General features: G+C 62.4%; 23 protein-coding genes and 1 tRNA gene. 15 read left to right on the top strand and 9 right to left on the bottom strand.

The genetic code is table 11. The features are described 5' to 3' along the window. Positions 1–116: 116 nt before the first annotated feature. Positions 117–410, bottom strand: a complete 294-nt coding sequence (rpmB, locus tag AC1Q6J_RS14255; RefSeq protein ID WP_006022419.1) for a 50S ribosomal protein L28 — start codon at positions 408–410, stop codon at positions 117–119. A gap of 326 nt (positions 411–736) precedes the next feature. Then, the gene (locus tag AC1Q6J_RS14260; protein ID WP_492279932.1) at positions 737–874 is read right to left on the bottom strand and encodes a hypothetical protein; all 138 of its coding nucleotides are present in this window, start codon (positions 872–874) and stop codon (positions 737–739) included. On the opposite strand from AC1Q6J_RS14260, the gene AC1Q6J_RS14265 reads away from it, so the two are divergent. The 5 genes from AC1Q6J_RS14265 to AC1Q6J_RS14285 all read left to right on the top strand — a co-directional run bounded on the left by AC1Q6J_RS14265 (position 873) and on the right by AC1Q6J_RS14285 (position 7228). Continuing rightward, the gene (locus AC1Q6J_RS14265) at positions 873–1643 is read left to right on the top strand and encodes a DUF3108 domain-containing protein (RefSeq protein ID WP_492279933.1); all 771 of its coding nucleotides are present in this window, start codon (positions 873–875) and stop codon (positions 1641–1643) included. The two genes, AC1Q6J_RS14260 and AC1Q6J_RS14265, sit on opposite strands and share 2 nt — an antisense overlap. A gap of 352 nt (positions 1644–1995) precedes the next feature. After that, positions 1996–5355: a helicase-related protein gene (locus tag AC1Q6J_RS14270; protein WP_492279934.1), complete on the top strand. Its 3360-nt coding sequence runs from the start codon at positions 1996–1998 to the stop codon at positions 5353–5355. A 1-nt stretch (position 5356) separates the two neighbouring features. Beyond that, positions 5357–5626 carry an RNA-binding S4 domain-containing protein gene (locus tag AC1Q6J_RS14275; RefSeq protein ID WP_492279935.1) on the top strand — a complete coding sequence of 90 codons (270 nt, stop codon included), beginning with the start codon at positions 5357–5359 and terminating at the stop codon, positions 5624–5626. A 94-nt stretch (positions 5627–5720) separates the two neighbouring features. Continuing rightward, complete coding sequence (gene fdxA / locus AC1Q6J_RS14280) at positions 5721–6059, top strand: ferredoxin FdxA (RefSeq protein WP_002713643.1); 339 nt, start codon at positions 5721–5723, stop codon at positions 6057–6059. A gap of 383 nt (positions 6060–6442) precedes the next feature. Beyond that, positions 6443–7228, top strand: a complete 786-nt coding sequence (locus AC1Q6J_RS14285) for a CarD family transcriptional regulator (protein ID WP_492279936.1) — start codon at positions 6443–6445, stop codon at positions 7226–7228. Between the two features lie 227 nt (positions 7229–7455). On the opposite strand, the gene AC1Q6J_RS14290 is transcribed toward AC1Q6J_RS14285, so the two are convergent. Next, positions 7456–8943, bottom strand: coding sequence for a M48 family metalloprotease (locus AC1Q6J_RS14290; protein WP_492279937.1), 1488 nt, complete (start codon positions 8941–8943; stop codon positions 7456–7458). Between the two features lie 4 nt (positions 8944–8947). Continuing rightward, entirely contained in the window at positions 8948–9784 is an 837-nt protein-coding gene (locus tag AC1Q6J_RS14295; protein WP_492279938.1) for a thermonuclease family protein, read from the bottom strand. A gap of 255 nt (positions 9785–10039) precedes the next feature. Here AC1Q6J_RS14295 and AC1Q6J_RS14300 point away from each other — a divergent pair, with 255 nt between their 5' ends. The 5 genes from AC1Q6J_RS14300 to AC1Q6J_RS14320 all read left to right on the top strand — a co-directional run bounded on the left by AC1Q6J_RS14300 (position 10040) and on the right by AC1Q6J_RS14320 (position 15927). Beyond that, positions 10040–11185 carry an ABC transporter substrate-binding protein gene (locus AC1Q6J_RS14300; RefSeq protein WP_492280055.1) on the top strand — a complete coding sequence of 382 codons (1146 nt, stop codon included), beginning with the start codon at positions 10040–10042 and terminating at the stop codon, positions 11183–11185. A gap of 59 nt (positions 11186–11244) precedes the next feature. Then, a complete protein-coding gene (locus AC1Q6J_RS14305) occupies positions 11245–12033 on the top strand; it encodes an enoyl-CoA hydratase (RefSeq protein WP_492279939.1) in 789 nt (262 codons plus the stop codon). A 71-nt stretch (positions 12034–12104) separates the two neighbouring features. Beyond that, the gene (locus tag AC1Q6J_RS14310; protein WP_492279940.1) at positions 12105–12854 is read left to right on the top strand and encodes a VOC family protein; all 750 of its coding nucleotides are present in this window, start codon (positions 12105–12107) and stop codon (positions 12852–12854) included. Positions 12855–12862: 8 nt separating this feature from the next. Further along, positions 12863–14989 carry an acetate--CoA ligase family protein gene (locus AC1Q6J_RS14315; RefSeq protein ID WP_492279941.1) on the top strand — a complete coding sequence of 709 codons (2127 nt, stop codon included), beginning with the start codon at positions 12863–12865 and terminating at the stop codon, positions 14987–14989. Between the two features lie 134 nt (positions 14990–15123). Beyond that, positions 15124–15927 (top strand): SDR family NAD(P)-dependent oxidoreductase, encoded by an 804-nt coding sequence (locus AC1Q6J_RS14320; RefSeq protein ID WP_492279942.1) that lies wholly within the window; start codon positions 15124–15126, stop codon positions 15925–15927. A 23-nt stretch (positions 15928–15950) separates the two neighbouring features. Here the strand turns inward: AC1Q6J_RS14320 and AC1Q6J_RS14325 are convergent, their stop codons facing one another. Beyond that, the gene (locus AC1Q6J_RS14325; protein ID WP_492279943.1) at positions 15951–16223 is read right to left on the bottom strand and encodes a GlsB/YeaQ/YmgE family stress response membrane protein; all 273 of its coding nucleotides are present in this window, start codon (positions 16221–16223) and stop codon (positions 15951–15953) included. Between the two features lie 89 nt (positions 16224–16312). After that, entirely contained in the window at positions 16313–16927 is a 615-nt protein-coding gene (locus AC1Q6J_RS14330; RefSeq protein WP_492279944.1) for a YidB family protein, read from the bottom strand. A gap of 151 nt (positions 16928–17078) precedes the next feature. Here AC1Q6J_RS14330 and AC1Q6J_RS14335 point away from each other — a divergent pair. Continuing rightward, positions 17079–17155 (top strand) — tRNA-Arg (locus AC1Q6J_RS14335). Between the two features lie 135 nt (positions 17156–17290). Here the strand turns inward: AC1Q6J_RS14335 and AC1Q6J_RS14340 are convergent. Beyond that, entirely contained in the window at positions 17291–18271 is a 981-nt protein-coding gene (locus AC1Q6J_RS14340) for a Bug family tripartite tricarboxylate transporter substrate binding protein (RefSeq protein WP_492279945.1), read from the bottom strand. A gap of 259 nt (positions 18272–18530) precedes the next feature. Between AC1Q6J_RS14340 and AC1Q6J_RS14345 the strand changes: the two genes are divergently transcribed. Next, entirely contained in the window at positions 18531–19226 is a 696-nt protein-coding gene (locus tag AC1Q6J_RS14345) for a sulfite exporter TauE/SafE family protein (protein WP_492279946.1), read from the top strand. A gap of 38 nt (positions 19227–19264) precedes the next feature. Here the strand turns inward: AC1Q6J_RS14345 and AC1Q6J_RS14350 are convergent, their stop codons facing one another. Continuing rightward, on the bottom strand, positions 19265–20281 hold the full coding sequence (locus AC1Q6J_RS14350) for an SGNH/GDSL hydrolase family protein (RefSeq protein ID WP_492279947.1): 1017 nt from the start codon (positions 20279–20281) through the stop codon (positions 19265–19267). A 277-nt stretch (positions 20282–20558) separates the two neighbouring features. On the opposite strand from AC1Q6J_RS14350, the gene AC1Q6J_RS14355 reads away from it, so the two are divergent. From AC1Q6J_RS14355 to AC1Q6J_RS14365, 3 genes are all read left to right on the top strand, one after another. Continuing rightward, positions 20559–21326, top strand: coding sequence for an N-acyl homoserine lactonase family protein (locus AC1Q6J_RS14355; protein ID WP_492280056.1), 768 nt, complete (start codon positions 20559–20561; stop codon positions 21324–21326). 69 nt (positions 21327–21395) lie between these two features. Beyond that, complete coding sequence (locus AC1Q6J_RS14360; RefSeq protein WP_492279948.1) at positions 21396–22268, top strand: patatin-like phospholipase family protein; 873 nt, start codon at positions 21396–21398, stop codon at positions 22266–22268. Between the two features lie 256 nt (positions 22269–22524). Beyond that, the gene (locus AC1Q6J_RS14365) at positions 22525–24186 is read left to right on the top strand and encodes an FMN-binding glutamate synthase family protein (protein WP_492279949.1); all 1662 of its coding nucleotides are present in this window, start codon (positions 22525–22527) and stop codon (positions 24184–24186) included. Here AC1Q6J_RS14365 and AC1Q6J_RS14370 read toward each other — a convergent pair. Then, positions 24183–26195 (bottom strand): carbohydrate porin, encoded by a 2013-nt coding sequence (locus AC1Q6J_RS14370; RefSeq protein WP_492279950.1) that lies wholly within the window; start codon positions 26193–26195, stop codon positions 24183–24185. The two genes, AC1Q6J_RS14365 and AC1Q6J_RS14370, sit on opposite strands and share 4 nt — an antisense overlap. Positions 26196–26213: the final 18 nt, after the last annotated feature.

Below are 26213 nucleotides of genomic sequence, written 5' to 3' on the forward strand. Positions count from 1 at the left end.
GCAAACGCGGCTCGCACCTCAGGATGACGACAGAGCAGGGAAGGCAAAGAACGAGGGCCAAACAAAAAAGCCGGGCTCTCGCCCGGCCTTTTCAAAACGTGGTGCGGATCGAACGATCAGCTCGCCGCGGCGAGCTTCTTCTTTTCGATCTGGCGCTTCAGTTCGACCGCCTTCGGCGACAGGTCGCCGCTGTTGGCCTTGAGCAGGAACGCGTCGAGGCCGCCGTTGTGGTCGACCGACTTCAATGCGTTGGTCGAAACGCGCAGGCGCACATTGCGGCCCAGCGTCTCCGAAATCAGGGTGACGTTGCACAGGTTCGGCAGGAACCGGCGCTTGGTCTTGTGGTTCGAGTGGCTGACCTTGTGGCCAACCTGAGGGCCCTTGGCCGTCAATTCGCAGCGCCGAGACATCGTGTAATCCTTTGGCGAAATCTTGTGTCGCCCCGGACCACCGCAGAGGGGTCGCGTGGGGAGTGAAACCGTCCATTTCAGGAACGGCGGAGCTATAAGGGGCTCGCCGCCCATCGTCAAGGTTTGTGGCCGATTTCAGCGGTTTATCCAGATGCCCGCAGACCGGGCGTCGTTGCCGGAAATGACGATTTTCCCCGTCAAACCAGTGATTTCCTAACATATAATCGACGTAATCCGTGACCAGACAGGTATCACAGGCTATCGATACGACTTTCGCGGCCTATTCGGGAATTAAGTCCCGCAGACGCTGCGCCCGGTGGCTCCGGTCAATCGCTGGTCAGCAGGATTTCGTCGGCAATGCCCCGGTTCCCAAAGGTTTTTTGGACGTTGTCTTGGACACTCCCCCGGATCGCCGGAATCCAGCTTTGGCTGGGTGTGATGGCCGCCGGGGTTCCCGTGGCCATGTCCGCCAGCCCGGCTGGCGCCCAGGGCCGTCTGGACGCGAAGTATGAAGCCTCGCTCGCGGGCCTGCCGATCGGCAAGGGGGCCTGGGTCGTCGATGTTTCCGAGGATCAGTATTCGGCGGCCGTCAGCGGCGCCACCACGGGCCTGATGAAATCCATCGGCGGCGGCAATGGCACCGGCACCTCGCAGGGACGTATCACCGCCGGCCAGTTCGCTCCGCTGAGCTATATTTCGACGGTCAATTACGGGAAGAAGGCGGAGGTCATCCGCATCACGCTCGGCGGCGGCAACGTCAAGGACTCGTCCATCGAGCCGAAGCCGGATGAAAACCCGGATCGAATTCCGGTCACCGACGCGCATCGCCGCAACGTCCTCGATCCGATGACGGGCTCGCTGCTGAAGGTCGCGGGCAATGGCGATCCGGTCGGTCCCGAGGCTTGCCGCAAGACGCTGTCGGTGTTCGACGGCAGGATGCGCTACGATCTGCGTCTGGACTACAAGCGGATGGAAACGGTCAAGGCCGAGAAGGGCTACCACGGCCCGGTCGTGGTCTGCGCCGTCTACTTCACGCCGATCGCGGGATATGTTCCGGATCGTGTCTCGATCAAGTACGTGGCCGCTCAGCGCAACATGGAAATATGGTTCGCACCGATCGCCGGAACGCGCGTGCTGGCGCCGTTCAGGATCACAATTCCGACCCCCCTCGGCACCGGCATGATCGAGGCGACGGAATTCATCTCGGCGCAGAAGACCGCGAAGACGAACTGATCTGACAACCTCGGCCGGCACTGACCGTTGCGAGGATGATTCAGGAGCGAATCTCACCATGAATCGTGTTGACTCTCCGGCCAATCCGATTCGACTTCCGATTTAACACTTTCATTCGAATCTCGCCGCGCGCGGAGCATCTTCAAACTTCATGTAGTATCGCCATCTATCCGATTGTGCGACATGTTGAGGCGATCAAGGCCATCACGCCGCGAGTCAGCGATTCGGGCTTCTTTCGTTCCTCAACCGTTCCAAACCTTAAGCGGCGGCGCGAAATGCGTCGCATTGTGAGACACTTCCTTTAAACTTGCTGCGGCGTCCGCGTCGTGTGCGTCATGCGGACCTTGTGATTATGCCCCTGTCGTCTTCCGCCCCGCTGTTTTCCAATGAACGCGCTCCCGGCGCCGGTGTCACCGCAGTGCTCGGTCCGACCAACACCGGAAAAACGCATCTGGCGATGGAGCGGATGCTGGCGCATTCGTCCGGAATCATCGGCCTGCCGCTGCGGCTTCTGGCGCGCGAGGTCTATAACAAGATCGCCGCGCGGGCCGGGGCCGATGCCGTTGCGCTGATCACCGGCGAGGAAAAGATCAAGCCGCCTCACGCGCGTTACTGGGTCTCCACCGTCGAGGCGATGCCGCGCGATCTCGACGTGTCGTTTCTGGCCGTCGACGAAATCCAGATCGCGGCGGATCTCGAGCGCGGTCACGTTTTCACCGACAGGATTCTGAACCGGCGCGGGCGGGACGAAACCCTGCTGCTGGGGGCTGCCACGATGCGGCCGATCATCGAGCGGCTGCTGCCCGGTGCGAACATCGTCACCCGGCCGCGGTTGTCGCAACTCGAATTCGCCGGCGACCGCAAGATCACGCGGCAGCCGCGGCGCACGGCCATCGTCGCGTTCTCGGCGGATGAAGTTTACGCCATCGCCGAACTGATCCGGCGGCAGCACGGCGGCGCAGCCGTGGTGCTGGGCTCGCTCTCGCCGCGCACCCGCAACGCGCAGGTGGACATGTTCCAGTCCGGCGATGTCGATTATCTCGTCGCCACCGACGCGGTCGGCATGGGCCTCAATCTCGATGTCGATCATGTGGCTTTCGCGTCGGACCGCAAATACGACGGTTATCAGTTCCGCCGCCTGACCCCGGCCGAGTTTGCCCAGATCGCGGGCCGCGCCGGCCGTGCGACGCGCGACGGCACGTTCGGCACCACGGGCCGCTGTGCGCCGTTCGAGCCGGAACTGGTCAATGCGTTGCAGAATCACACTTTCGACAGCGTGAAGATGTTGCAGTGGCGGAACACGCGGCTGGATTTCTCCTCGCTGGGCGCGCTTCAGGTGTCGCTCGCGCTGGTCCCGAACCACGAGGCGCTAACGCGCGCGCCGATCGCCGAGGACATCCGTGTACTCGATCATGCCGCGCGCGACGAGGACGTTCGCGACATGGCCAAGGGCGCGGCCGCCGTGGAACGGCTCTGGGAAGCCTGCCAGATTCCCGACTACCGCAAGCTGTCGCCAGCCGCCCACGCCGAGCTTGTCACCACGCTGTATGGGTTCCTGATGCGAAAGGGCCGGATTCCGGACAACTGGTTTGAGGCCCAGATCGCGCAAACCGACCGCACCGACGGCGATATCGACACATTATCGGCCCGGATCGCCCAGATCAGGACCTGGACATTCGCGGCAAATCGTCCCGATTGGCTGGTGGACCCCGAGCGGTGGCAGGGAATTGCCCGCGCCGTGGAGGATAAATTGTCGGATGCCCTGCATGAACGGCTAACTGAGCGTTTCGTTGATCGCCGGACCAGTGTATTGATGCGGCGCTTGCGGGAAAACACGATGCTGAATACTGAGATTGGGAAGACGGGTGAAGTGATCGTAGAGGGCCATATGATTGGCCGTCTCGATGGATTCATGTTCGCGCCGGAGTCGGCTGAGGCGGGCTCCGATGCGAAGGCCTTGCAGGCTGCGGCGCTGAAAGCGCTGGCCGGTGAAATTGATGCGCGCGCCGAAAAGCTGTCGAAAGCGCCGGACGATCAGTTCGTGCTGGCGTCCGACGGAATGTTGCGCTGGACCGGCGACGCGGTCGCCAAGCTCATGGCGGCTGACGATGCGCTGCATCCGCGCATTCGCATTATCGCCGACGAACGGCTGACCGGCCCGTCACGCGAGGCTGTGCAGACGCGGCTCGATTTGTGGCTGAAGACGCATATTGAAAAGATTCTCGGGCCGATGTTCGAACTGTCGAAGGCCGAGGATGTCACGGGCATCGCGCGCGGCATCGCCTTCCAGTTGATCGAGGCGCTCGGTGTGCTGGAGCGGCCGAAGATCGCCGCCGAGATGAAGGATCTCGACCAGCCGTCGCGCGCGAGCCTGCGCAAGTACGGCGTGCGGTTCGGCGCCTATCATATTTTCCTTCCCGCGCTGCTGAAGCCGGCCGCGCGCGGCCTGGCGTCGCTGCTGTGGGGCCTGAAGCGCGACAATGTTGACTGGTCGGCGCTGACCGGCGCGCAGCATCTGGCGGCAAGCGGACGCACCTCGTTCCCGGCGGACAAGGCGCTGGATCAGGAGGCCTACCGCACGCTCGGCTACAAGCTGTGCGGCGACCGCGCGGTGCGTGTCGATATTCTGGAGCGTCTGGCGGATCTCATTCGCCCCGCGCTGTCGTGGCGTCCGGGATCGCCCGGTGACAAGCCGGCTGGCGCGTTCGATGGCCGCTCGTTCACGGCAACGCAGGCGATGACGTCGCTGACGGGATCTGCGGGCGAGGACTTTGCCTCGATCCTGAAGGCGCTCGGCTATCGCATGGAGAAGCGGCCGCCGCTGCCGGAGGTCGTCGCACCGCCTGCCGCAGCCGTTGCGGAAGTAGTAACCGATGCGGCTGCTGAAGCTGCCGACGCCGTTTCGGCATCCGAAGCGGTGGTCACTGAGCCCGAAGTTGCAGCGGCAACGGACTCGATCGCGGATGCTGCCAACGAGGCCGCGGCACCCGATGCGCCGGTGGCTGTGGATGCGTCCGCGTCGCGCTTGCCAGAAGTCAATTTCGCTCCGCCATCGGAAGCCTCCGAACCTGTTGCGGAAGCTGCGGTCGCCGAGACGCCTGCTGAAACTGTTGCGCCGGAAGCCGCCGAGTCAGCGGCAGTTGAAGTGCTTGCCGGCGAGGCTGCGCCGGATCAGGTTTCGGCTGAGGCGGCGGCTCCCGCTGAACCTGTGCTGGTCGAAGTCTGGCGGCCGGGCGGGCGTTCCGACGAACGCCGTCCGCGTCATGATCGCAGCCGCTACAAGGGTCCGGATAAATCCGCGGCTCTCGCAGCCGAAGGTGAAGCGGCTGTCGGCGACGACAAGCGCGAGCGTCATGGCCGCCATCGCCGCGACCGTAACAACGAACATCGCCGGCCACGCAGCGACGCTCCGGCGGTTGCAGCGGAAGGCACGGATGCCGCGCAGGCGCGTCCTCCGCGTGACGACAAGGGCGGCCGCCCGCCGCGTGAAGGCTTCAAGGGCAAGGACCGCAATCGCGAAGGCGGCAAGGGCAAGTTCGACAAGCGCGGCCGCGACGGGCGCAAGGATGACCGTGACCGCAGCGGCGGCTCGCACCGCACCTATGCGACCAGCGCCGCCCCGCGTGAGCGCGATCGTCCCGCCGATCCGAACTCGCCATTTGCAAAGCTGGCGGCGCTCAAGGAGCAGCTTGCGGGCAACCGCAAGGACTGATTTGGATCGTCAGCGCCTCGACAAGTGGCTGTGGCACGCGAGGATCGTCAAGACCCGGGTCGATGCCGCGGCTCTGGTCGCAAAAGGGCGCGTTCGCATCAATGGTATGCGCCAGACGTCACCGGGACATGCGGTGAAGGCGGGCGACGTTCTCACCATCGCGCTCGACAGCCGGGTTCGTGTACTCAAGATCACGGGATTTGCGGACCGGCGCGGGGATGCCGCCGCGGGACGCGCGATCTACGCCGATTTGCAAACACCCCCCGGGTAACCAATTGCCTCTGATTACGGGCAGAACTTCCCTTGCGGCGATGCACATCCTGCGCTACGCCAAACTGAAATTTTAGACCCTTCCGGAGCTTTGGATGACGTACGTCGTCACTGAAAACTGCATCAAGTGCAAGTACATGGACTGCGTGGAAGTTTGCCCCGTGGATTGCTTCTACGAGGGCGAGAACATGCTGGTGATCCATCCGGACGAGTGCATCGACTGCGGCGTGTGCGAACCTGAGTGCCCGGCGGACGCGATCAAGCCCGACACCGAGCCCAGCCTTGAAAAGTGGCTGGAGGTGAACGCGGAATACGCCAAGTCCTGGCCGAACATCACCCAGAAAAAAGACGCGCCGGACGACGCCAAGGAATTTGACGGCGTCGAAGGCAAGTTCGACAAATATTTTTCCAAAGAACCCGGCTCGGGCGATTGATCTGGCCTGTCTGCGCCGCCTAGCGCGGATAACTTTTAACCCTACCCAGCGATGACAGCCTGCCGGACGCCGTCCGCCGGGCGCCGCAGGGCATAAATCATTGATTTTTGCGGGAAATGTGCTATTTTGGGCACATTCAAGAGCCGAACCCCATTTTTGTGTCCCGGTTAGGACTCGTCGGGTTCCCCGAGAAACCATTGAACAGGGGCGTGGCGGTTCCACGCATAGGCGCTGTGTCAGACAAATTGCGTCACAAAAAGAACTCCAAAATAAAAGACAAGGGTTCCAAGGATAAGGGCACCAAGAAGGCGTCTGCGATTCGCAGCGCGCCGAAAAAGGATGCTCGCGCATCCGCCCCAACCTCAAAAAACAAAAGAAGCACAATGCCCAGCAAAAAAACTGCAAAGCCGTCTGCGAAGGCCCCCGCAAAGTCCGCTGCGAAGCCTGCGAAGACGGTGACGAAGGCCCCTGTCGCCAAGGCTCCCGTGAAGACCGTTGCCGGCAAACCCGCCGCGAAGCCGGCCGCGGCCGCGCCGCGCGTGGAGGAGCCGAAGAAGCCGCTGACCCAGCGTCAGGGATTCAAGACCAACGAATTCGTGGTGTATCCGGCGCACGGCGTCGGCCAGATTCTTGCGATCGAAGAGCAGGAGATCGCGGGCGCACGGCTTGAGCTTTTTGTCATCAACTTCATCAAGGACAAGATGACGCTGCGGGTGCCGACGGCGAAGGTCGCCAATGTGGGCATGCGCAAGCTGTCGGATCCGTCGCTGGTGAAGCGGGCGCTGGAAACCCTGAAGGGCCGTGCGCGCATCAAGCGCACCATGTGGTCGCGCCGCGCGCAGGAATACGAAGCAAAGATCAATTCGGGTGACATCGTCGCGATCGCCGAAGTGGTGCGCGATCTGTTCCGCTCGGAGTCCCAGCCTGAGCAGTCCTACAGTGAACGTCAGCTTTATGAAGCGGCGCTCGACCGCCTGTCGCGCGAAATCGCCGTGGTTCAGCATGTGACTGAAACCGAGGCGGTCAAGGAGATCGAGGCGAACCTTGCCAAGAGTCCGCGCCGCGGCGCCGCCAAGGCTGATGCCGATGCTGGCGCCGACGCGGCTGCTGACGACGCCGATGATGGCGACGATGGCGATGACTCGGTATCGGCCGACGAAGCGGCCTGATCGCATCGGCAACAATTGAATGGAAAAAGCCCGGCCTTGGAGCCGGGCTTTTTATTTGGAGTCTGAAGAATCCGGTTGAGCAGGAGATGAGGATTCCAGAACATGGAATCAAAGCGGGATATCACTCTCTCCCGAACCCCTCCCCACGGCGGAGGGGGCCTCTCGCATCAGCATCGGGGTAATCGGTTCAATTTCAAATGATCAGACGTAATGGTCAGACGTGAAGATCAATCCACCACGATCTTCACGCGCTCGCGCGGCTTCACCGCTGAACGGCTGTCGAACCCGTTCAGGACGCGAAACCGGTCCATTGGGCGATCGACGCCCTGCATCCGCGACGCCAGCGATTCCATCGTGTCGCCGGGCTGCACGGTGATGACCTTGATCCGCAGCGGCCGCGCGGCCTGAATCTCGGCCAGTGTCAGCCGCCGGAATGAACTCACCGTATCGCGGAAACCGCGATCGGTTTCGGGTGTCTTCTTCTTCGCCGCGAAAATGAAGCGGTAGACATCGCTGCCGAAGCGCAGGGCGTAGATCCTGAATTGCCATTGATCGCCGCTGGCTGTGGCGGTGGCGGACGGAAAGCCGTTGATGGTTGTGTCCTCGGTCGAGGCCTTGTCGACATTCTCCATCCAGCCGGAATTGAGATAATCGCCAAGCGACTGCTCCGCCGGGACGCGCACCACGTCGAAGCGCATTGCCTGCGTGCCGCCTTCGCGAACGCCGACAACAGCCTGCGCGGTGTTTTCCAGCACGAAGCCGTCCGGGACCTGGAACGTGAAGCCAAGCTTGGGATGCAGGAAGCGCCGTCCGCGCACGAACCCTTCGCTGGGATCTTCGCCATAAACGAGGCTGTCGATGGCGGACAGATAGGCATCGCGGTCGCGCTCACCGCCTTCGGGCGACGAATACTGACGCGCATTGGCCTGCGCGTTCTGCACGCGCTCAGGCGTCGCCGGATGCGAGGACAGGAAGTCCAGCGAGCGCGGATCGGCAGGGGCGCGGCTGGCTTTCAGCGCGGCGTTGCGTTCCATCGCGGTCAGGAAGCGGGAAGCTCCGAACGGATCGAACTTGGCGCGCGCCGAGATACCGACACCGATTCCGTCGGCCTCGAATTCCTGTGTGCGTGAGAAGCTCGCCATCGTGAGCTTGGTCTTGGCCAGCGCCAGCGCATTCATGTCGGCGTCATTGCCCATGTCGGCGACGACGCGGGTGACGACGGCGGCCTGTTTGGCCTGATCTTCACGGATCGCCGCGTGCTTGGCGAGCACATGCGCCATCTCGTGGGCGAGTACCGAGGACAGTTCGGAGGTATCGCTGGCGAGTGCGATCAGGCCGCGCGTGACATAGAGCTGCCCGGTCGGAAGCGCGAAGGCATTGACCGCGCCGGAATTGAGGATCGTCACCTTGTAGGTGAGGTCAGGCCGCTCGGAGGCTGCGACGAGGCGGTCGACGGTTTTGGTGATCAGGGCCTCCAGTCGCGGATCGTCATAGGATCCGCCATAGGATGAGAGGATGCGGCTGTGTTCGCGTTCGGTGGCCGGGGTCTGCGCCGCGGGCTTGTTCGGTTTGACCGGGGCAAAGCCCGGGCTCGATGCGGTCTGGAACCGGCCGAGGTCGCCGCAGGCGCCCAGAGCCAGTGACGCGCACAGCGAAGCCGCCGCGAAAACGCGGCTGAGGTTCCTGGTCTTGCGTTGGTTCGCAGGTGTCGCCACGCCGCTATTTGCCCTCGTCCCTCGGCATCGTGTCCTTCGCGGCCACATCAGCCGCAGCAATTAACTCGATCTGCCCCGCGTGAGTGACCTCGATCCTTGGCCCGCCGCGCTTCTCGATCCAACCCCGAACCCGAACTCTCTTGTTTTTCAGAGACTTAAGTTCGATGCCGGCGCCCTCCAGCGATGGCATCATGCGCCTTGAAATAGTTACGGCAAAGTCCCGTGTCCATCGCCGCCCGAAATTGACGTAAAATACCGCACCGGCCAAACGGGCCGACGAAACCGTCCCCTCCACCACGGCAAAACGTCCAATTCCAGCCAAAATATCGTCGGTGCTTTCCGCGTTTTTTAAGGCAGCGGAACTGGCCCAAATGCCGCGCCTCGCGGTGCGCGCGGTGGTCTCGGATGCCAGCAGCGCAGCGGAACATGTTTTGTCTGCCACAGGCGACGCCATCGCTTCGCCTCGCGCCAGAAGTTCGGACTGGATCGGGATATCCGCACCTTTCAGAAAGACGAAGGCAGGCTGACGTCCGTAACGATCCGGCCTGTCGTCGGGGCCGCGCAATATGACATCGCGGCCCTCAATCAGCGAGGCGAGAACTTCCTTGCCGCGCGCGGCTGTTTCTGCCGCGGGCTCGATGCCGGCGAGATGCACGTCGCGCCCGTCGCCGAGACGAAGCGTGCGCATATCGAGTACGCCGCTGACGCGGCCTTCACCCTGAGATGCGAATTCGCATGCGGCGTGAAGCGTGCCGCCGCTGCTGGCGGTCAGCAGCACCGCGCAGCAGAAGGTCAGAGAGATGCGGCGGCTGATCACCACGCTGTCAGGCCTCGAAGACACGCCGAAGCGGACTCGGCACGAAACCAGTTTCGACCTGCGGAATGTGTTGCGGCTTGCTGATGTGAGTCAAGTGCGCGCATGTTGACCGGCGGCATTTGCATAGCCGGTTGCTTGCTGCCAAGTCATGGTTGCGCCATGATGAAAACAATCAAAGATGCCGCCAGCGAAGGCGCGCCATCGATAACGGAGACTACATTGAAGAAAATCCTCGCAACTTTTATTTCATCTGCTCTCTTGCTCGGCTCAAACGCCGCAATGGCACAAGGCAAGCCGCCTCTGAAACTCGGTGCAATCCTCGACATGTCCGGCCTCTATGCCGACATCACCGGCGCCGGCAGCGAGACCGCGGCGAAAATGGCGGCGGAAGACTTTGGCGGCGAAGTGCTGGGCCGCAAGATCGAGATCATCGCGGCGGATCATCTCAACAAGGCCGATCTGTCGTCGAGCATTGCGCGCGACATGTTCGACAATCAGGGCGTTGAGGCGATCGTCGATGTCGCGGCGTCCGCGACCGCGCTGGCGGCCAACGAGATCGCCAAGGCGCGCAACAAGATCATCATGTTCAACGGCCCGGGATCGGTTCGTCTGACGAACGAGGCCTGCGGTCCCTACACCGTCCACTATGTCTTCGACACGTTCGGACAGGCGAATTCCACCGGCCTCGCGGCCGTGAAGACGGGACTGGATACCTGGTTCTTCCTTCAGGCGGACTACGCATTCGGACAGGATCTTGAGAAAGACACCTCCGCCGTCGTCACCAAGATGGGCGGCAAGGTACTCGGCACCGTCAAGCATCCGCTCAATACCTCCGACTTCTCGTCGTTCCTGCTGCAGGCGCAAAGTTCGAAGGCGAAGGTCATCGGTCTTGCGAATGCGGGCGGCGACACCATCAATGCGATCAAGCAGGGCGCGGAATTCGGCCTGATGAAGGGCGGGCAGAAGATGTCGCCGCTGCTGGCCTTCGTCACCGACATCGACAGCATCGGGCTCGAGACTGCGCAGGGCCTTGTTCTGGCCGAAGCCTGGTACTGGGATCTGAATGACGAGACGCGCGCTTTCTCGAAGCGCTTCATGGAGAAGGTCAAGCGCGTGCCGACCTCGGCGCAGGCTGGCGTTTATTCGTCCGTTACGCATTACCTCAAGGCGGTGAAGGAAGCGGGCACCACCGATTCAGCGGCGGTGATGAAGGTCATGAAGTCGGCGCCGATCAACGACATGTTCGCCAAGGGCGGCAAGATCCGCGAGGATGGACGCATGGTTCACGACATGTATCTGTTCGAGGTGAAGAAGCCGTCGGAATCGAAGGCGCGATGGGACGACTACAAGCTGCTGGCGACCATCCCCGGCGATCAGGCCTTCCAGCCGCTCGACGCCTCGCGCTGCCCTCTGATCAAGAAGTAGATCGATCGGCGGCGCCGGCTCCTGCCGGCGCTGCTTGTCGTCCAACACAGGAAATCGCCATGTCCGGTACGATTCTGCAAAGCCTCGATCGCGGTCTCTTGACCATCACCATGAATCGGCCCGAGCGGCGCAACGCGATCAACGCCGAAATGTCGGCGGACCTGATCGAGGCGGCGCGGCGGGCGGCGGACGACACCGAGGTCCGGGCGGTACTCTTGCGCGGCGCCAACGGCACCTTCTGCGTCGGCGGCGACGTCAAGTCGATGGCGGAAAACAAGTCGACGCTGACATATGAGATGAAGCGCGCCAATTTGCGCAAGGGTATGGAAATCTCGCGGCTGCTGCATGAACTGCCGAAGCCGGTGGTGGCGCAGATCGACGGTGCGGCGGCGGGGGCAGGTCTCTCCATCGCGCTGTCCTGCGATCTGCGCGTTGCGGGCGCATCGGCGAAGATCACGACGGCGTTCGCCAAGGTCGGCTTTTCCGGCGATTACGGCGGGACGTATTTCCTGACCCAGATGCTCGGCAGCGCCAAGGCGCGCGAGTTGTACCTGATGTCGCCGGTCCTCACCGCGCAGGAAGCGCTTGCGCTCGGGATGGTGACCAAGGTCGTTCCGGATGCCGATGTGGCCGATGCCGCGACGGAGCTCGCAATGTCGCTGGCGCAGGGGCCGACCGTGACGCTCGGCTACATCAAGCGCAACATCAACAATGCCGAACACCTGTCGCTCGAAGCCTGCTTCGACGCCGAGGCGGCGCATCACACCCGCTGCGGCGAGACCGCGGACCATCTGGAAGCCGCCAAGGCGTTCATGGAAAAGCGCGCCGCGGTGTTCAAGGGGCACTAGGGCAACCGGTTTCTGGACGGAACCGAGCCTCACCAAAAATAAAGCGCCGGACAACTGAAGCGGATGCAAAAATGATGGACGCGACGAGGCTGCGGCAGATCTGTCTCGTTGCGCCCCATCTTGAGCCGGTGGCGAGCGACATCGCCGCGATCATGGGGCTGACTGTCTGTTATCGCGACCCCAACGTGGCGCGCTACGGCCTGGAGAACGCACTGCTTCCGGTCGACACCATTTTGCTTGAAGTGGTGGCGCCGTTTCAGGAGGGCACCGCTGCCGGCCGTTTCATCGAGAAGACCGGCGGCCATGGCGGTTACATGGCGATCTTCTCCTGTGCCGATCCGCGCGAGCGGCAGAAGAACGCCGAACAGATCGGCGTCCGGACCTCTCATGTCATCGACCGTCCGCCGTATCTCGGCGTCCAGCTTCATCCGCGCGACTGCCGCGCCGCCTTCATTGAATTCAATCACACCACCGGCAGCGACAACATTGGCGGCGCCTATCCGCCGGCTGGTCCCGACTGGCATACGGCGATCCGCGACGATGTGACCATGGCGCTGACCGAGGTCGTGCTGACGAGTCCGGATCCGAAGGGACTCGCGGATCACTGGGGCCGCATCATCGGAGTATCCGCTGCCGGAACGGACATCGCGCTGGCCAATTGCAGGATACGTTTTGTCGAAGGCTCCGGCGAGATCATGAGTGCGCTGACGCTTCGCGTCCGCGATCCCGCCGCCGTGCTTGATGCCGCGCAGACAAGAGGACACGCTGTCGCTGGAAATTCGTTTCGCCTTGGCGGCGTCGATTTCCACGTCACCACCTGAGGCAAGACGTGCCAAAGCACCCGCTGGATACGTTTTTCGCGCCGGACAGCATCGCGATCATCGGCGCGTCGCGGGATGACAAGAAAATTCCCGGACTGTTGTTGACGTTCCTGCGCCGGAATGGATTTTCCGGCGAGATATTTCCGGTCAATCCCGCCTATGACAGCATCGGCGACCTGACCTGTTATCCGTCGGTCGGCGCGATTGGAAAACCCGTCGATCTCGCCATTGTCATCATTCCGGCGCGGACGGTGCTCGGCGCGTTGCGGGAATGCGCGGCGACGGGCGCGAAGAATGCGATCGTCATTTCGTCGGGCTTCGCGGAAGAAGGTGGCGAGAGCGCCGGCATGCAGGCGGAAATCGCGCTGCTTGCGAAGCGCACGGGCATGCGCATCTCGGGCCCGAACGCCGAAGGTTTCTACAACGAGCCGCAGCGCATCGCCGCGACCTTCAGCCCGACCGTCGACGTCCGGCCCGACGCGCCGCGGCTGCTGGCGAGTCCGCGCCGGGTGGGTATCGTCGCCCAGAGCGGCGGCATCGGCTTTGCGATCTACAATCGCGCCAAGGCGATGGGCGTTGCCGTCAGCAAGGTCATCAGCACGGGTAACGAGTCCGATCTCGCTGCCGGTGAATTCCTCGACTATCTGGTTCAGGATGCTGCGACCGATGTCATCCTGATGTTCATCGAAGGCATCCGCGACCCGCAGATGTTCGTAGCCGCGGCGCGGCGCGCGGCGGAATCCGGCAAGCCGGTGATCGTCATCAAGGTCGGCCGCTCCGGCGCGGGCGAGCGGGCCGCGGCCTCGCACACCGCGAGCATGGCGGGGTGGACGGCGGCCTATGATGCGGTGTTCGCCAAATACGGCTTTGTGGTTTGCAATGATCTCGATGAGGCGGTGGCGATCGCTGCCGCATTCGCGACGGCGCCGTTGCCGCGCGGCGACCGCGTGGCGGTCGTTACTGTTTCGGGCGGTGCCGGAGCATGGGTGGCGGATACGCTTGCAGGCGAGGGATTGCAGATTCCCGAGCTCTCCGCGCCGATGCAGGAAAGAATTCGTGCGCTGATCCCGTCCTACGGGTCGCCGCGCAATCCGGTCGACATCACGGCGCAGGCGGTTCACAGCGGCGGATTGCAAAAGGTGATCGAACTGCTGGAGCGATCGGACGACGTCGATGCCATCGTCGTGGTCGTCTCGCTCGCCAGCGAAACGCGCATCCCGGTGAAGACCGGGGAGACCAAGCCGCTGATCGATGCGCAGCGCAAGCCGATCCTGTTTTTCACCTACACCCTGCCGTCGCAGTTTGCGCGGACAGAGCTGGCAGCCTCCGGGATCGTGGCTTTCTCCGGGATTGCTCCGCTGGGGCGGGCCGTGAGCCAGCTTGTCAATCGCAGCCGGTTCGCGCTCGCACCTCCGGTGGAATCCCCTCGGTCATGGCTGAAGCTGCCTGAACGCAATGTGCCCGAACGTCTGTCCGAGCATGAGAGCAAGGTGTTGCTGCGTGATGCCGGTATCGCCGTGCCGCGGGAGATTCTGGTGCGGGAGAAAGCCGCGCTCGCGGCCGCGCTTTCGGAAATGGATTATCCGGTGGCGATGAAAATCCAGTCGCGCGGCATTCCGCACAAGAGCGAAGCCGGCGGTGTGCGGGTACATATCCGCGATGCCGGCGAGGCTGCGGTGACCTTCGGCGAATTGATCGGAAGCGCGCGGCGGTTCAATCCCTCCGCCGAAATTCAGGGCGTGCTGGTTGGGCCGATGGCGCAACCGGGCGTCGAGATGATTGTCGGCACGGTCAACGATCTCACATTCGGTCCCATTGTCATGACCGGGCTCGGCGGTATCGCGACCGAACTTTTCAAGGATGTGGTCTATCGGCCCGCGCCGGTCGATGAGGCGGAAGCCGCTGCGATGATCGCCGAACTCAAATCGACCGCACTGCTCGACGGATTTCGCGGAGCTGTGAAAGCCGACAAGGCCGCCTTGGCGAAACTGATTGCCCGGATTTCGCTGCTTGCCGTCGAACTGAAGGACCGCGTTTCAGAGATCGAGATCAATCCGGTCCGGGTGCATGAGGAAGGAAAGGGCGTCACGATTGTCGACGCGCTGATTGCGGGGAGGACCGCGTCAGCGGGCTGATTTCGCCGGACTGTTCTCGCGCAAGCATCGCGCACCTGCCATTCCCGCTCCGGGTTGGCTGGAAAATCGCTGTTACAGGTGAGAATTGGCCGCTAGATTGCGCGCGCAATACAGTCTCGCAAGAAGGACAAGAGATGGCCAAGGATGGATTGACGGTGGTTGTAACGGGCTCGGCTTCGGGTCTTGGCGCGGCGTCCGCCGCGTTGCTGGCAAAGCAGGGCGCGCGCCTCGTCATCAATTATTCGTCGAGCCAGAAGGAAGCCGAGCAGACCGCGGATGTGTGCCGCAGCGCCGGCGCCGAGGTTGTGGTGGTGCAGGGCGATGTGTCGCGCGACGAGGATTGCAGGAAGATCGTGGCGGCGGCGGCGCCGTGGGGCCGGCTCGACGCGCTGATCAACAATGCCGGCATGACCAAGCATGTCGACCATGGCAATCTCGATGGGCTTTCAGCCGAAGACTTCCAGCGCATTTACGGGGTCAATACCATCGGACCGTTTCAGATGGTCCGTGCCGCGCGCGCGTTGCTGGAGGCGGGCGCCAGGCACGCGAATCGCAGCTCGTCGGTCGTGAATATTTCGTCGATCGCCGGCATCGCCGGCGTTGGCTCGTCGGTCGCTTACGTTGCGAGCAAGGGCGCGTTGAACAGCATCACGCTCTCTCTGTCACGCGCGCTTGCGCCAGTGATCCGCGTCAACGCGGTCTGTCCCGGCTATATCGATACGCCGTGGTTCACCAAGGGGCGCGGCGCCGAGCAGGCCGCGAAAGTCCGGCAGATGGTGACGGAGCAGGCGCCGCTCCAGATCGCGACAACGCCGGAAGACGTTGCCGAGCTCGTTTGTTTTCTTGCGAGCCCGGCGTCGCGCAGCATGACCGGAGAGATCGTGCGTATCGACGCCGGTGTGCATCTGGGGCCGGCGCTTCTGCCCAAGCGGACCTGAGCGCAGTACGGACTTTTCGCAGTTCAGACCTTGTTGCCGGGATCGGAGACGACGCCGCGCGCGACCAGCCGGTTCCAGATGAACAGCACCACCAGGGCTCCAATGGTGGCGGTGATGAATCCGGCGCCCTGACCCGGAGCGTAGTGGCCGATGGCCTGACCGATGAAGGTCGCCAGAAATGCGCCGGCAATGCCGAGAACAATCGTCAGGATGAAGCCTGTCGGATTATTCGGACCGGGCGACAAAAGCCGTGCAAGAAAACCCGCGACCAATCCGACGATAAGAACGTAAAACATTGCTGGTATCCTTCGTGCTTGAATTCAAGGAGCCGCTTGCCGGTCAGCGTGGAGCGAAAAAATCGCTCCACGTCCGGTCGTGACGCCGGTCAGATCCAGCGCGAAGCCTCATGCTCCGTCGGGAGCCGCCCGTTGGGTGTCAATTGATTGATGACGTCGGGCAACTGCCTTGCGAGGCCCGCGAGCAGTTCGTCACGCGACAGGCCAGTCTGCGAGGTCAGCGTGCTGATCTGGTCGGCACCGAGAGCGGAGGCAAGATCGCCGGGCGAGATCTGCTTGTTGGGACCGGGGCTGACCCACGAATTCGCGGTCTCGGTGTGGCCTTTGTCCTGAAACTGCTTGAGCAGATCGTTCAGTCCGCCGCTCAGGACGCTGCCAGCCGCGCCGCCTGCCAGCAATCCGCCGAGTGCGCCTCCGAGCGGACCTTTCATCAGATCGCCGAGTCCGCCGCCAAGACCACCACCAAGTCCGCCTGTGCTGGCGGTCGTGGTGCCGGGCAACGGGGTTGGCGTGGATGGCGCCGGCGCGCCGGGGCTTGTGCCCTGCGGGCTTCCGCCAAGATGCTTGACCGCCTTGTAGGCAAGAAGCGCAAGGATCGCCATGGTCATCGGCGACATCCCGCCGCTGCTTTCACCCGATGCGCCTGGTTCGCTTGGCCCGCGAGGTCCGTTTTGCATGCCGTTGAGAATATCGAGCAAACCCATCGTTATCTCCTGTCGAACGCCCGCCCTGCGAAAGACTAGTGTCCCGTCATGACGGTTACAAGGCAGGGTAGCGGTCGCGCGCGCGCTCTGATATGGAATTGCGAAAGTTTTAAGCGCTCTTGCCGTTCATCTTCGGCAAGAGATTCAGATCGGTCCCGTAGCTCAGCCGGATAGAGCGGCGGTTTCCTAAACCGCAGGTCGGAAGTTCGAGTCTTCCCGGGATCGCCAGTTTTTGAAACATGTTTGGCTCGATGCGACGAGCGGCGGGTTCGCATCGCTGCCGTAGCATGTCGCCAGCCCGGCATCCCGCCGGACTGGCCGCTGTTACAATTTCACCACGCTGCAAGCCGCACTTCGTGCGGGTCAGTCCAGTTTGACACCCGCCTCGGTGACGACCTTCTGCCAGCGCACCGTTTCCGCGGCCACCATGGTGCCGAACGCGGCGCCTGTGACATCGGGCACGTCGGAGCCGTTGCGCTCCCATGCGTCTTTGATCGTCGCCGTCTGCATCGCCTTCTGCAGTTCCCTGGTCATGCGTTCGACGACCGCCGGTGGTGTTTTCTTCGGCGCGAAGACCCCGTACCAGGTCGATACTTCGTAGCCAGGCACGCCTGCTTCGGCAGCAGTCGGGACATCGGGGAATGCAGTGACCCGTTTCGGGGCCGCCACCGCGAGGGCGCGCAACTGCCCGCTCCGGATTTGCGGCGCGGACGAGCCGAGCCCGTCGAACACCAGCGGCACGTGGCCAGCGACAAGATCCTGCATCGCGGGTCCTGCCCCGCGATAGGGCACATGCAGAATGCGCGTCTTGGTCAGGATCTTGAACAACTCGCCGGCGAGATGATGCGTGGTGCCGGCGCCGGCGGAGCCATAGTTCAGCTTGTCCGGATTGGCGCGAAGGTAAGCGACGAATTCGGGAAGGGTCTTGGCGGCAACCTTGTCGGGATTGACGACGATCACCTGCGGTGGCCGCGCGATCAGCGCCACCGGCACAAAATCCTTCTCGAGATTGTAATCGAGATTGGGGTAGATCGCCGGAGCGATGGCGTGATGCGCCGCGCCGACGAAGAAGGTGTAGCCGTCGGGCGCGGCCTTGGATGCTTGCGAGGCCCCCACGGTGCCGCCGGCGCCTGCGCGGTTTTCGATCAACACACGCGTTCCCAGTTGCGTGTCGAGTTGGGCGGCGAGCGGCCGCGCGAAGGCATCGGTGCCGCCGCCAGCCGCGAACGGCACGACGAAGATGATCGGTTTCTCCGGCCATGTTTGAGCCCCGGCCTGACCGGCCACGGCGAAAGAGCCCGCCACAAGTGCGAATAAAGCGTACCAGCCGAATTTCAGGTTCACGTCAGATCCTCCCGGGATTGTTGGATTGCGTCGTCTCGTGGCGACGCTTTGGTGTCATTGCGCGAGCAAAAGACCGCGCATGATCCTGCAACGGGTCTCGCCGGACAACGGGGCGTTTCGCCGCTGCCCATACCCTTCAAGGGCTTATTGTGCGGTTGCTCCGATGCAGGTTGCCGCCCAGTATATGAGGAATTATTGACAATGTCATACAGTGCATGCCAGCGTGCGACGCCGGTTCAGATATGAGATCGTCGCACGAATGTTCGGAATTCTGGGCCTTGGCTTTGTTCTCGGCATGCAGCATGCGCTCGAGGCCGACCACATCGCGGCGGTGTCCAGTGTCGCGGCCCGGCGGTCGAGCGTCGGTGACATCGTCAAGCACGGGCTGACCTGGGGGCTGGGTCACACCATTACGCTGTTCGTCTTCGCCGGCGCGGCGATCCTGCTCGGCCATGCGATCCCTGAACATCTGGTGCGTCCGCTGGAAACCGCCGTCGGCATCATGCTGGTCGGGCTCGGCATGCATGTGCTGTGGCGGCTGTGGCGCGACCGCGTGCATGTCCATCAGCATCGGCACGGCGATGGCACGGCGCATCTTCATCTTCACAGCCATGCGGCGGATTCCGCTCCGCATCAGCGCAGCACTCACGATCACCGGCACGGCTTCAGGTGGCGCTCGCTGCTGGTCGGGCTGATGCATGGCATGGCGGGGTCGGCCGCGCTGCTGATGCTGGTCGTCTCGCAATTCGCGAATCCGCTGTCCGGCCTGTTTTATGTTTTGCTGTTTGGAATTGGTTCGATGCTCGGAATGGGCGCGTTGTCCACCGTGATCGCGGTGCCGCTGGTTGTCTCCGCGCGTTGGCTGACATGGGCCAATCGCGGGCTTCAGGCCATTGTCGGCGTTGTCACCATCGGGATCGGCGCGATGACGGTCTATTCCACGGCGCTGGCGTAACGATCTTGCCGCCGCCACTGGCAGCTGCACATCAGGCGCTATGCCAGCAGTGACACCTCATCGATCTTTGCGGCAATTGCCTTGAACATGATCGCGGAGCCGGCTTTTGTCGGATGAAGCTCGTCTTGCCATAGCGGCTGGTTGGGCTCCGAACTGTAAGTGCGGGTGCCGATGGTGCCGAGTTGCTGCACAAAATGAGCGCGCCCGGAAAATTCACCGATCACGAGCTCGATACGGCGACAGAACCTGTCAAGCATGGTACCGGCGATTTCGCACCAGACCGAGCCGAATGGAATTCTTCGTTCATTCTCCAGGGGCCCGCCGATCCATTGTCCGCCGTTCGTTTGCGAGCGAACGTCGGGGTAATCGTAGCTATGCACAATGACGTGCGCGTGTGGCACGATCTGACCGATGTACTGGCGATAGTCATCCTCCACATCGTCAAGAAGCTTCTCAAAGCCCGGAAGGATATAGTCGGCGCCAGGTCGATCCGGATGGTGCGGAACAAAATGGTCCACATATGTCTCGATCTCGCCGAGGACCTCGTTGCCGCCGACGCTCAGAAGAACAATGTTGGGCTGTTCATCCCTGATGTTCCTGAACAGGCCGCTGCTTGTTCCATCACTATAGGTCTGTGTCTCTTGATTCTTGATGTCGATCCATTTGTCGCCGGCTCTGGCCAAACTGAGAACCGCGAACCTTTCACCCAGCCAGTCAATCATGTCCTTCGCGCAGGGATACTCAAACCAGGAGTCGCCTTCTGCAATGATTCTGGGACCCTTGTAGGTTGAATCGTTTTTCTTGTCTCTGTAGCGGCGAAGTTTGGCAGCGCGTTTGACGTCCAATATGGGTTTTGAGCTGATAATCTGATCGTGAGGTATATCGCGAAGCTGCTTTGGGGCGCCGCGCGGTACGAATATAAATCGTCCGCCTGCCAGCCGCCGTACTTCAACCAGGGCCGGCAACCTGTCGAGGGCTTCGATGTCACCCGCCTCAGCGCGCGACAGGATGTCCTTAAGCCGAGTTTCAATTCTCTCCACCGGGGTGGTTTTCATTCGTTTGATCCAATCGTTCTGAAAATATCAATAAGCAGAAATCGGTCGCGACGAAATTTGATTTTCTTCAATCTCGAAAACGATTGTTCCTTAACTCTTGTGAACTCGCAACCGGTATTTGGCGGCGGTACACACAGCGGTTGCGACAGTTGGCAATGGATCTGTCGTTCGCGCCTTGCCGCGATGACGGCCGGTGTGCAGAGTGTCGGCAAAACAACAGCCGACGAGGAGCGCCTTGGTCCATCATCACAAAATCTACGCCATCCGTTACGCGACGATGACGGGACGCCAGCCGCATCAGAATTATCTGACACCGGACGTTCACAACGCAGGCACCGATCTCGATTACTTCGTCTGGCTGATCCGCGCCAGCGATGGCGACATCCTGGTCGATACCGGCTTCAACGATGAGGCGGCGCGCGAGCGCTCGCGCAATCTCACCATCAATCCGGCCGACGCGCTGGAGCGGTTCGGCGTTTCGCCCGGCAGCATTCGCGACGTTGTCATTACGCATCTGCATTACGATCACGCGGGCAACCTCGATCGCTTTCCGAATGCGCGGTTTCATTTGCAGGACCGCGAGATGAGTTTCGCCACCGGCCGCTGCATGTGCCACGGCCTGCTGCGGCATCCGTTTTCCGTGGAGGACATCACGCTGATGGTGCGCCACGTGTTCAACGACCGCGTCGTGTTTCACGACGGGGACGACGAGATCGCCCCGGGCGTGACGCTGCATCATGTGGGTGGACACTCGGACGGTCTTCAGGTGGTGCGCGTCGAGACTGAACGTGGGCCTGTGGTGTTCGCCTCCGATGCCGCGCACTATTACGGCAACATGCATCGGTGCAATCCATTCCCGATCGTCTACAATCTCGGCGACATGATGGACGGCTGGAAGACTGTCGAACGCCTTGCCGGCCATCCTGACCGCGTCATCCCCGGTCACGATCCGATGGTGCGTGAGCTTTATCCGTCCGCAAGCGACAAGGCCGACGCCGTCGCGCTGCACAAGAACCCGAAACAGTCATTCGTGAATAGCCGCTGAAGACGAACGCTTGAGCTGGTTCGCGGAAGCGGTGTAAGACCTTTCGTCAATGAAGCTGGCGTAGGCTCGATGCACGGCAAAGACGGTCATACCGCAACAAGGACCGCTTTCGTTTTCGCAGGGGGCGGAAGCTTTGGCGCGATTCAGGTCGGGATGATGCAGGCGCTTGCGACTCATGGGATCACGGCCGATCTCGTGGTCGGATCGAGCGTGGGTGCGATGAATGGCGCTTACTATGCCGGCGCGCCGACACTGGATGGTGTCAAGAAACTTGCGGAGATCTGGCGGGGACTGACGCGGCACGATGTGTTTCCCGTATCGGCTTCCTCGTTCTTCGGCTTCCTGTGGCGGCGGGATTTTTTGATCTCGCATGACGGCGTCCGCAAGCTGATCGAGGATCATCTGCCGTATAAGAAACTGGAAGAGGCCACCGTTCCGGTTCACATCGTGACGACCGACATCGTGTCCGGCGAGACCGTGGTGCTGTCGGAGGGCTCCGCCGCCGAGGCAATTGTCGCCAGCACGGCCATTCCGGGCGCGTTCGCGCCGGTCAAATACAAGAGCCGTTTTCTGGCCGACGGAGCGATATCGAGCAACACGCCGATCCGGGTCGCCATCCAGAAGGGCGCGCAACGGCTCATCATCATGCCGACCGGATTTGCCTGCGCGGGGCAGGACCCGCCGGTCGGGGCGGTCGCAACCGCACTGCACGCGCTGACGCTGCTGATCTCTCGGCAGCTGACCACCGAGCTGGAGTATCTGGAATCGACGATCGAGTATTGCGTGGTGCCGCCGCTGTGCCCGCTGGTCGGATCGCCCTATGATTTCTCCCGTACCGACGACCATATCGCCCGCGCGATCAAGAATACCGAGATGTGGATTGCCGACGGCGGGCTTGAGAAGGGCGGCATCCCCGGCGAAATGCGTCCGCATCGGCACTGAGCGGGTACCCGGTGCGATAAGGGCCGCGCGCATATTGCTCTGCAATATGTTTTCAGACGGCAAGTCTTACGCGCGCGATATGACAGGAAGACGTCAAACTATCGGCGCGCCCGCTGCGCCGGATGTCGATGCTTCACGCTTTGGTGTATAGTTTCTGTCTATCGAAGCCGTTCTCGCTGCGCTATCGACCTGCGCAGCAAAACGCGCCAACATGTGGGCCGGCGTTGCGCCTTACGAATTTGTTGACGAGGTCTTTATGCAAAATCTCTCGCTGCTGCTCTCGCCTCGCTTCATCATTCTGACGCTCTGTATTTGCATTACGGTGCTTCTGATCGGCTGCGCGATCTACTTCGATTTCAAACATATTTTCCTGTTTGCCATCCCGATCACGATTTTTGGATCGCTGTCGGTGCTTGGCATTAACGACATGCTTCAGAAAAGCCACGCGGTCCTGCGTAACTATCCGATCTCGGCTCACATCCGCTTCCTGCTGGAGGAAATCCGGCCGGAGATGCGGCAGTATTTCTTCGAGAGCGAAAAGGACGGCAAGCCGTTCAGCCGCGACACCCGCGCGGTGGTTTATCAGCGCGCCAAGATGGTGCTCGACAAGCGTCCGTTCGGCACGCAGGAAGATGTCTACGCCGAGGGTTATGAATGGATGAATCATTCGGTGTCGCCGAAGCCGCTGGCCGACGAGAATTTCCGCGTCACGATTGGCGGGCCGGACTGCTCCAAGCCGTACTCGGCATCGGTGTTCAACATTTCTGCGATGAGCTTCGGCGCGCTCAGTCCGAATGCGGTGCGTGCGCTCAATGCCGGCGCCAGGAGAGGCAACTTCGCGCATGATACCGGCGAGGGAGGTGTCAGCCCCTATCATCGGGAGAACGGCGGCGACCTGATCTGGGAGATCGGCTCGGGATACTTCGGCTGCCGCAATCCCGACGGAACATTCAATCCCGAACTTTTCGCCAAGGTTGCAAGTGACGACCAGATCAAGATGATTGAACTGAAGGTCAGCCAGGGTGCAAAGCCCGGCCATGGCGGCGTGCTTCCCGCCGCGAAAGTGTCCGAGGAAATTTCACGCATTCGCGGCGTCCCGATGGGGCAGGACTGTATTTCGCCGGCTCACCACCGGGCGTTCTCGACCCCGATCGAGATGATGCAGTTCATCGGCGAGATGCGCCGGCTGTCGGGCGGCAAGCCGGTGGGCTTCAAGCTCTGCATCGGCCATCGCTGGGAATTCCTTGGAATCTGCAAGGCGATGCTCAAAACCGGCATTTATCCGGATTTCATCGTGGTCGACGGCAACGAAGGCGGTACCGGCGCGGCGCCTGCGGAATTCATGGACCACCTCGGCATGCCGATGCGCGAGGGAGTCAGCTTCGTCCATAACGCGCTGATCGGAATCAATGCGCGAGATCGCGTTCGTATCGGCGCCGCCGGCAAGATCGCCACCGGATTTGATCTTGCGCGCGCCATGGCGCTTGGCGCGGACTGGTGCAACTCCGCGCGGGGCTTCATGTTCGCCCTGGGTTGCATTCAGTCGCTGAGCTGTCACACCGATCGCTGTCCGACCGGCGTGACGACGCAGGATCCGACACGCAATCGCGCTCTGGTGGTGCCCGACAAGACCACGCGCGTTTACAATTATCATCGCGCCACCTTGCGCGCGCTGGCGGAGCTGATCGCGGCCTCGGGGCTCAGCCATCCGCAGGAAATCCGGCCGATCCACTTCTCGCATCGCATCTCGGGAACGGACGTGCTGTCGTTCGCGCGGCTTTATCCGCAGCTTCGTCCCGGGGAGTTGCTGGAGGGCAACATCGAGAGTCCGCGCTTCCATGCCTGGGCGTTCGCGCAGGCGGAATCTTTTGCGCCCGTCGCTGCGCCGCCTCCGCTGGCGGTCGTGCGCAGCGTTTAGAACTCGCCGTGCAACCGGCCTGAGAAAATCGAGACGGGTCCCCGGTCGGCGTTGTAGGCCGGGTTTGTGATCAGCTGGTAGTCGGCGGTAAACGTGAAGGCCTTGTTGAGCGCCAGCGCGTAGTAGGTCTCCAGAATGCGTTCCGTGCCGTAGTTCAACTGGCCGTCGCCAATCAGAAGACCCTTGCCGCCCGCGGCCAGGAAATCGCGGTGCGCGCTCGACAGTCCGTTGATGGCACCGCCCAGCCCGATCGTATCGGACGGCCGTCCCCAGTAACTGCCCTTGATCGAAACGCCGCCGGACACGCTGCGGTCGATGTCGGTGAACGAGAGAATTTCGTTCTGGCCGTCGTTCCAGCTTGCGCGCGCGAAGATGCCGATATCGGTCGCGACCTGCTGTTCGGCGTTGACGTAGAAGCCGTACTTCGCTCGCTCGCGGCGCACGCCGGGGACGATGTCGTTGATGTCGAGCCCGGGATTCGCCGCGCTGATGCCCAGCGCGTTGCGATAGCTGGCGGTGTTGCCGCGGTTGGCGAACACGCCGAGCCGCAGCTTGCCGGGCTGATTGAGGATGGTGTGGCGTTCCTCGAATTCGACCACCGCGCCGCCGGTCTTGAAGGTGAGGACGTCGCTGTTGGGTTGCGACGGGACCTGGAACAGGCCGGCCCGGATCGCCCAATCCTTGCGGTTGAGTTCAACAACGGCGCCGCGCGTGAAGCCGGGCAGATCGGCCGGGAAGTCATAAGCCGCGGACGCCCACATCGCCCAGTTCAGGAAATCGGCGCGCGGATCTTTCGCGTAGGAATTGCCGTCGAAAAAATCACCGACCGCAAACCGTCCGACCGTGACCGTGACACGGTCAATATCGCGCTTGCCCGGCAACTGGTTGGCTGCGTCGGCCACGTCTTCCTGCTCGCCGCCGAAACCGAATGTCTGTCGGAAGAAATAGCGCTGGGCACGGAACTTCGGATACTCCGCGCCGCCCTTCTGCGCTTCGCCATTAGAAAATCCGGCGAGGCCCAGCGTGTTGCCGATGCCGAAGCCCTGCGCGAGTTCGGGGTTGAAGTAAAACTCGCCGCCGTCCCACAGCCGCCAGCCGAGAAACGCGCCGACGGTCCATGTCTCGCGCGTGCGCCCGGCGCCAGGGAGACTGTTCACGCCTTGATACGGCGCGCGGAACGAGGGATAGCCCTGCGTGATCACCGTGGTCTGGCCGTGGACATTCCAGTCGGTTGAGACCGGAAGCGAAGGCGGTTTGATCGCGGAATTGTCCGCCACCCAGGGTGGCGTATCCCACAGCCTGTAGTTCAGTCCGAATTTGACAGCGTGAACCTGCGGATCGACCCGCACGTCAGGCAACGGCACATCGCCGAGCCCGTAACTGCGCGCGCCAAGATCGATATAGTTGTACTCGACCTTGCCGGACCAGTTGCCGCCCATCGCGAACTCAACGCCGGCGCCGGCAACCCAGCCGAGATGCACGCGCGATTTGTTGCCGACGACTTCGCCGTTTGCGTCATTGAGATCGACGCGGGTGCGTCCCCACGCAGCGCCGCCGGTTACATAAGGCAGCCACGTTCCGAATGCGTAGCCGATGCGTCCCCGCGCCGTGCCGAAGTAATCGAAGGTCGTGTTGAACGGCGCGGGCACCAGCTTCGGACGATCCAGCGGGCTCGTAAACGAGAGGTCTGCTTCGACGCCAAGCACCCACTTGTTCGCGAGTTGAAGATTGTAGCCCGCCTGATAACCGCCGATCAGGCCGGTGATGCTGTGCGGGAAGACGATGCCCTGCTGTGGCAACGGATTGGTGCCGGGTCCGAAGCTGCCGCCGCCATAGCCGACGTGACCGCCGATATAGAGTCCGCTCCAGTCGAACACCGGCGTAACGCGCGCGGCCTTGAGAGGCATGACGACGTCGGCCGCTCGCGCGACATCAAGCGACGCGGCTCCCAACGCGAGTCCGGCGACTGCGCCTTTCATAAGAGATGTGCGGCGTTTGATCGGTGTCATGACGGGCCGAATCGGTGG

Source organism: Afipia sp. MLSD5-FHT05B12 (genome assembly GCF_058793355.1).

What these genes read in the sequence shown, in the direction of transcription:
- rpmB (WP_006022419.1), bottom strand. Translation starts at nt 410, where the DNA reads ATGTCTCGGCGCTGCGAATTGACGGCCAAGGGCCCTCAGGTTGGCCAC.
- AC1Q6J_RS14265 (WP_492279933.1), top strand. Translation starts at nt 873, where the DNA reads ATGTCCGCCAGCCCGGCTGGCGCCCAGGGCCGTCTGGACGCGAAGTAT.
- AC1Q6J_RS14260 (WP_492279932.1), bottom strand. Translation starts at nt 874, where the DNA reads ATGGCCACGGGAACCCCGGCGGCCATCACACCCAGCCAAAGCTGGATT.
- AC1Q6J_RS14270 (WP_492279934.1), top strand. Translation starts at nt 1,996, where the DNA reads ATGCCCCTGTCGTCTTCCGCCCCGCTGTTTTCCAATGAACGCGCTCCC.
- fdxA (WP_002713643.1), top strand. Translation starts at nt 5,721, where the DNA reads ATGACGTACGTCGTCACTGAAAACTGCATCAAGTGCAAGTACATGGAC.
- AC1Q6J_RS14285 (WP_492279936.1), top strand. Translation starts at nt 6,443, where the DNA reads ATGCCCAGCAAAAAAACTGCAAAGCCGTCTGCGAAGGCCCCCGCAAAG.
- AC1Q6J_RS14300 (WP_492280055.1), top strand. Translation starts at nt 10,040, where the DNA reads ATGGCACAAGGCAAGCCGCCTCTGAAACTCGGTGCAATCCTCGACATG.
- AC1Q6J_RS14305 (WP_492279939.1), top strand. Translation starts at nt 11,245, where the DNA reads ATGTCCGGTACGATTCTGCAAAGCCTCGATCGCGGTCTCTTGACCATC.
- AC1Q6J_RS14310 (WP_492279940.1), top strand. Translation starts at nt 12,105, where the DNA reads ATGATGGACGCGACGAGGCTGCGGCAGATCTGTCTCGTTGCGCCCCAT.
- AC1Q6J_RS14320 (WP_492279942.1), top strand. Translation starts at nt 15,124, where the DNA reads ATGGCCAAGGATGGATTGACGGTGGTTGTAACGGGCTCGGCTTCGGGT.
- AC1Q6J_RS14325 (WP_492279943.1), bottom strand. Translation starts at nt 16,223, where the DNA reads ATGTTTTACGTTCTTATCGTCGGATTGGTCGCGGGTTTTCTTGCACGG.
- AC1Q6J_RS14330 (WP_492279944.1), bottom strand. Translation starts at nt 16,927, where the DNA reads ATGGGTTTGCTCGATATTCTCAACGGCATGCAAAACGGACCTCGCGGG.
- AC1Q6J_RS14345 (WP_492279946.1), top strand. Translation starts at nt 18,531, where the DNA reads ATGTTCGGAATTCTGGGCCTTGGCTTTGTTCTCGGCATGCAGCATGCG.
- AC1Q6J_RS14350 (WP_492279947.1), bottom strand. Translation starts at nt 20,281, where the DNA reads ATGAAAACCACCCCGGTGGAGAGAATTGAAACTCGGCTTAAGGACATC.
- AC1Q6J_RS14355 (WP_492280056.1), top strand. Translation starts at nt 20,559, where the DNA reads ATGACGGGACGCCAGCCGCATCAGAATTATCTGACACCGGACGTTCAC.
- AC1Q6J_RS14360 (WP_492279948.1), top strand. Translation starts at nt 21,396, where the DNA reads ATGCACGGCAAAGACGGTCATACCGCAACAAGGACCGCTTTCGTTTTC.
- AC1Q6J_RS14365 (WP_492279949.1), top strand. Translation starts at nt 22,525, where the DNA reads ATGCAAAATCTCTCGCTGCTGCTCTCGCCTCGCTTCATCATTCTGACG.
- AC1Q6J_RS14370 (WP_492279950.1), bottom strand. Translation starts at nt 26,195, where the DNA reads ATGACACCGATCAAACGCCGCACATCTCTTATGAAAGGCGCAGTCGCC.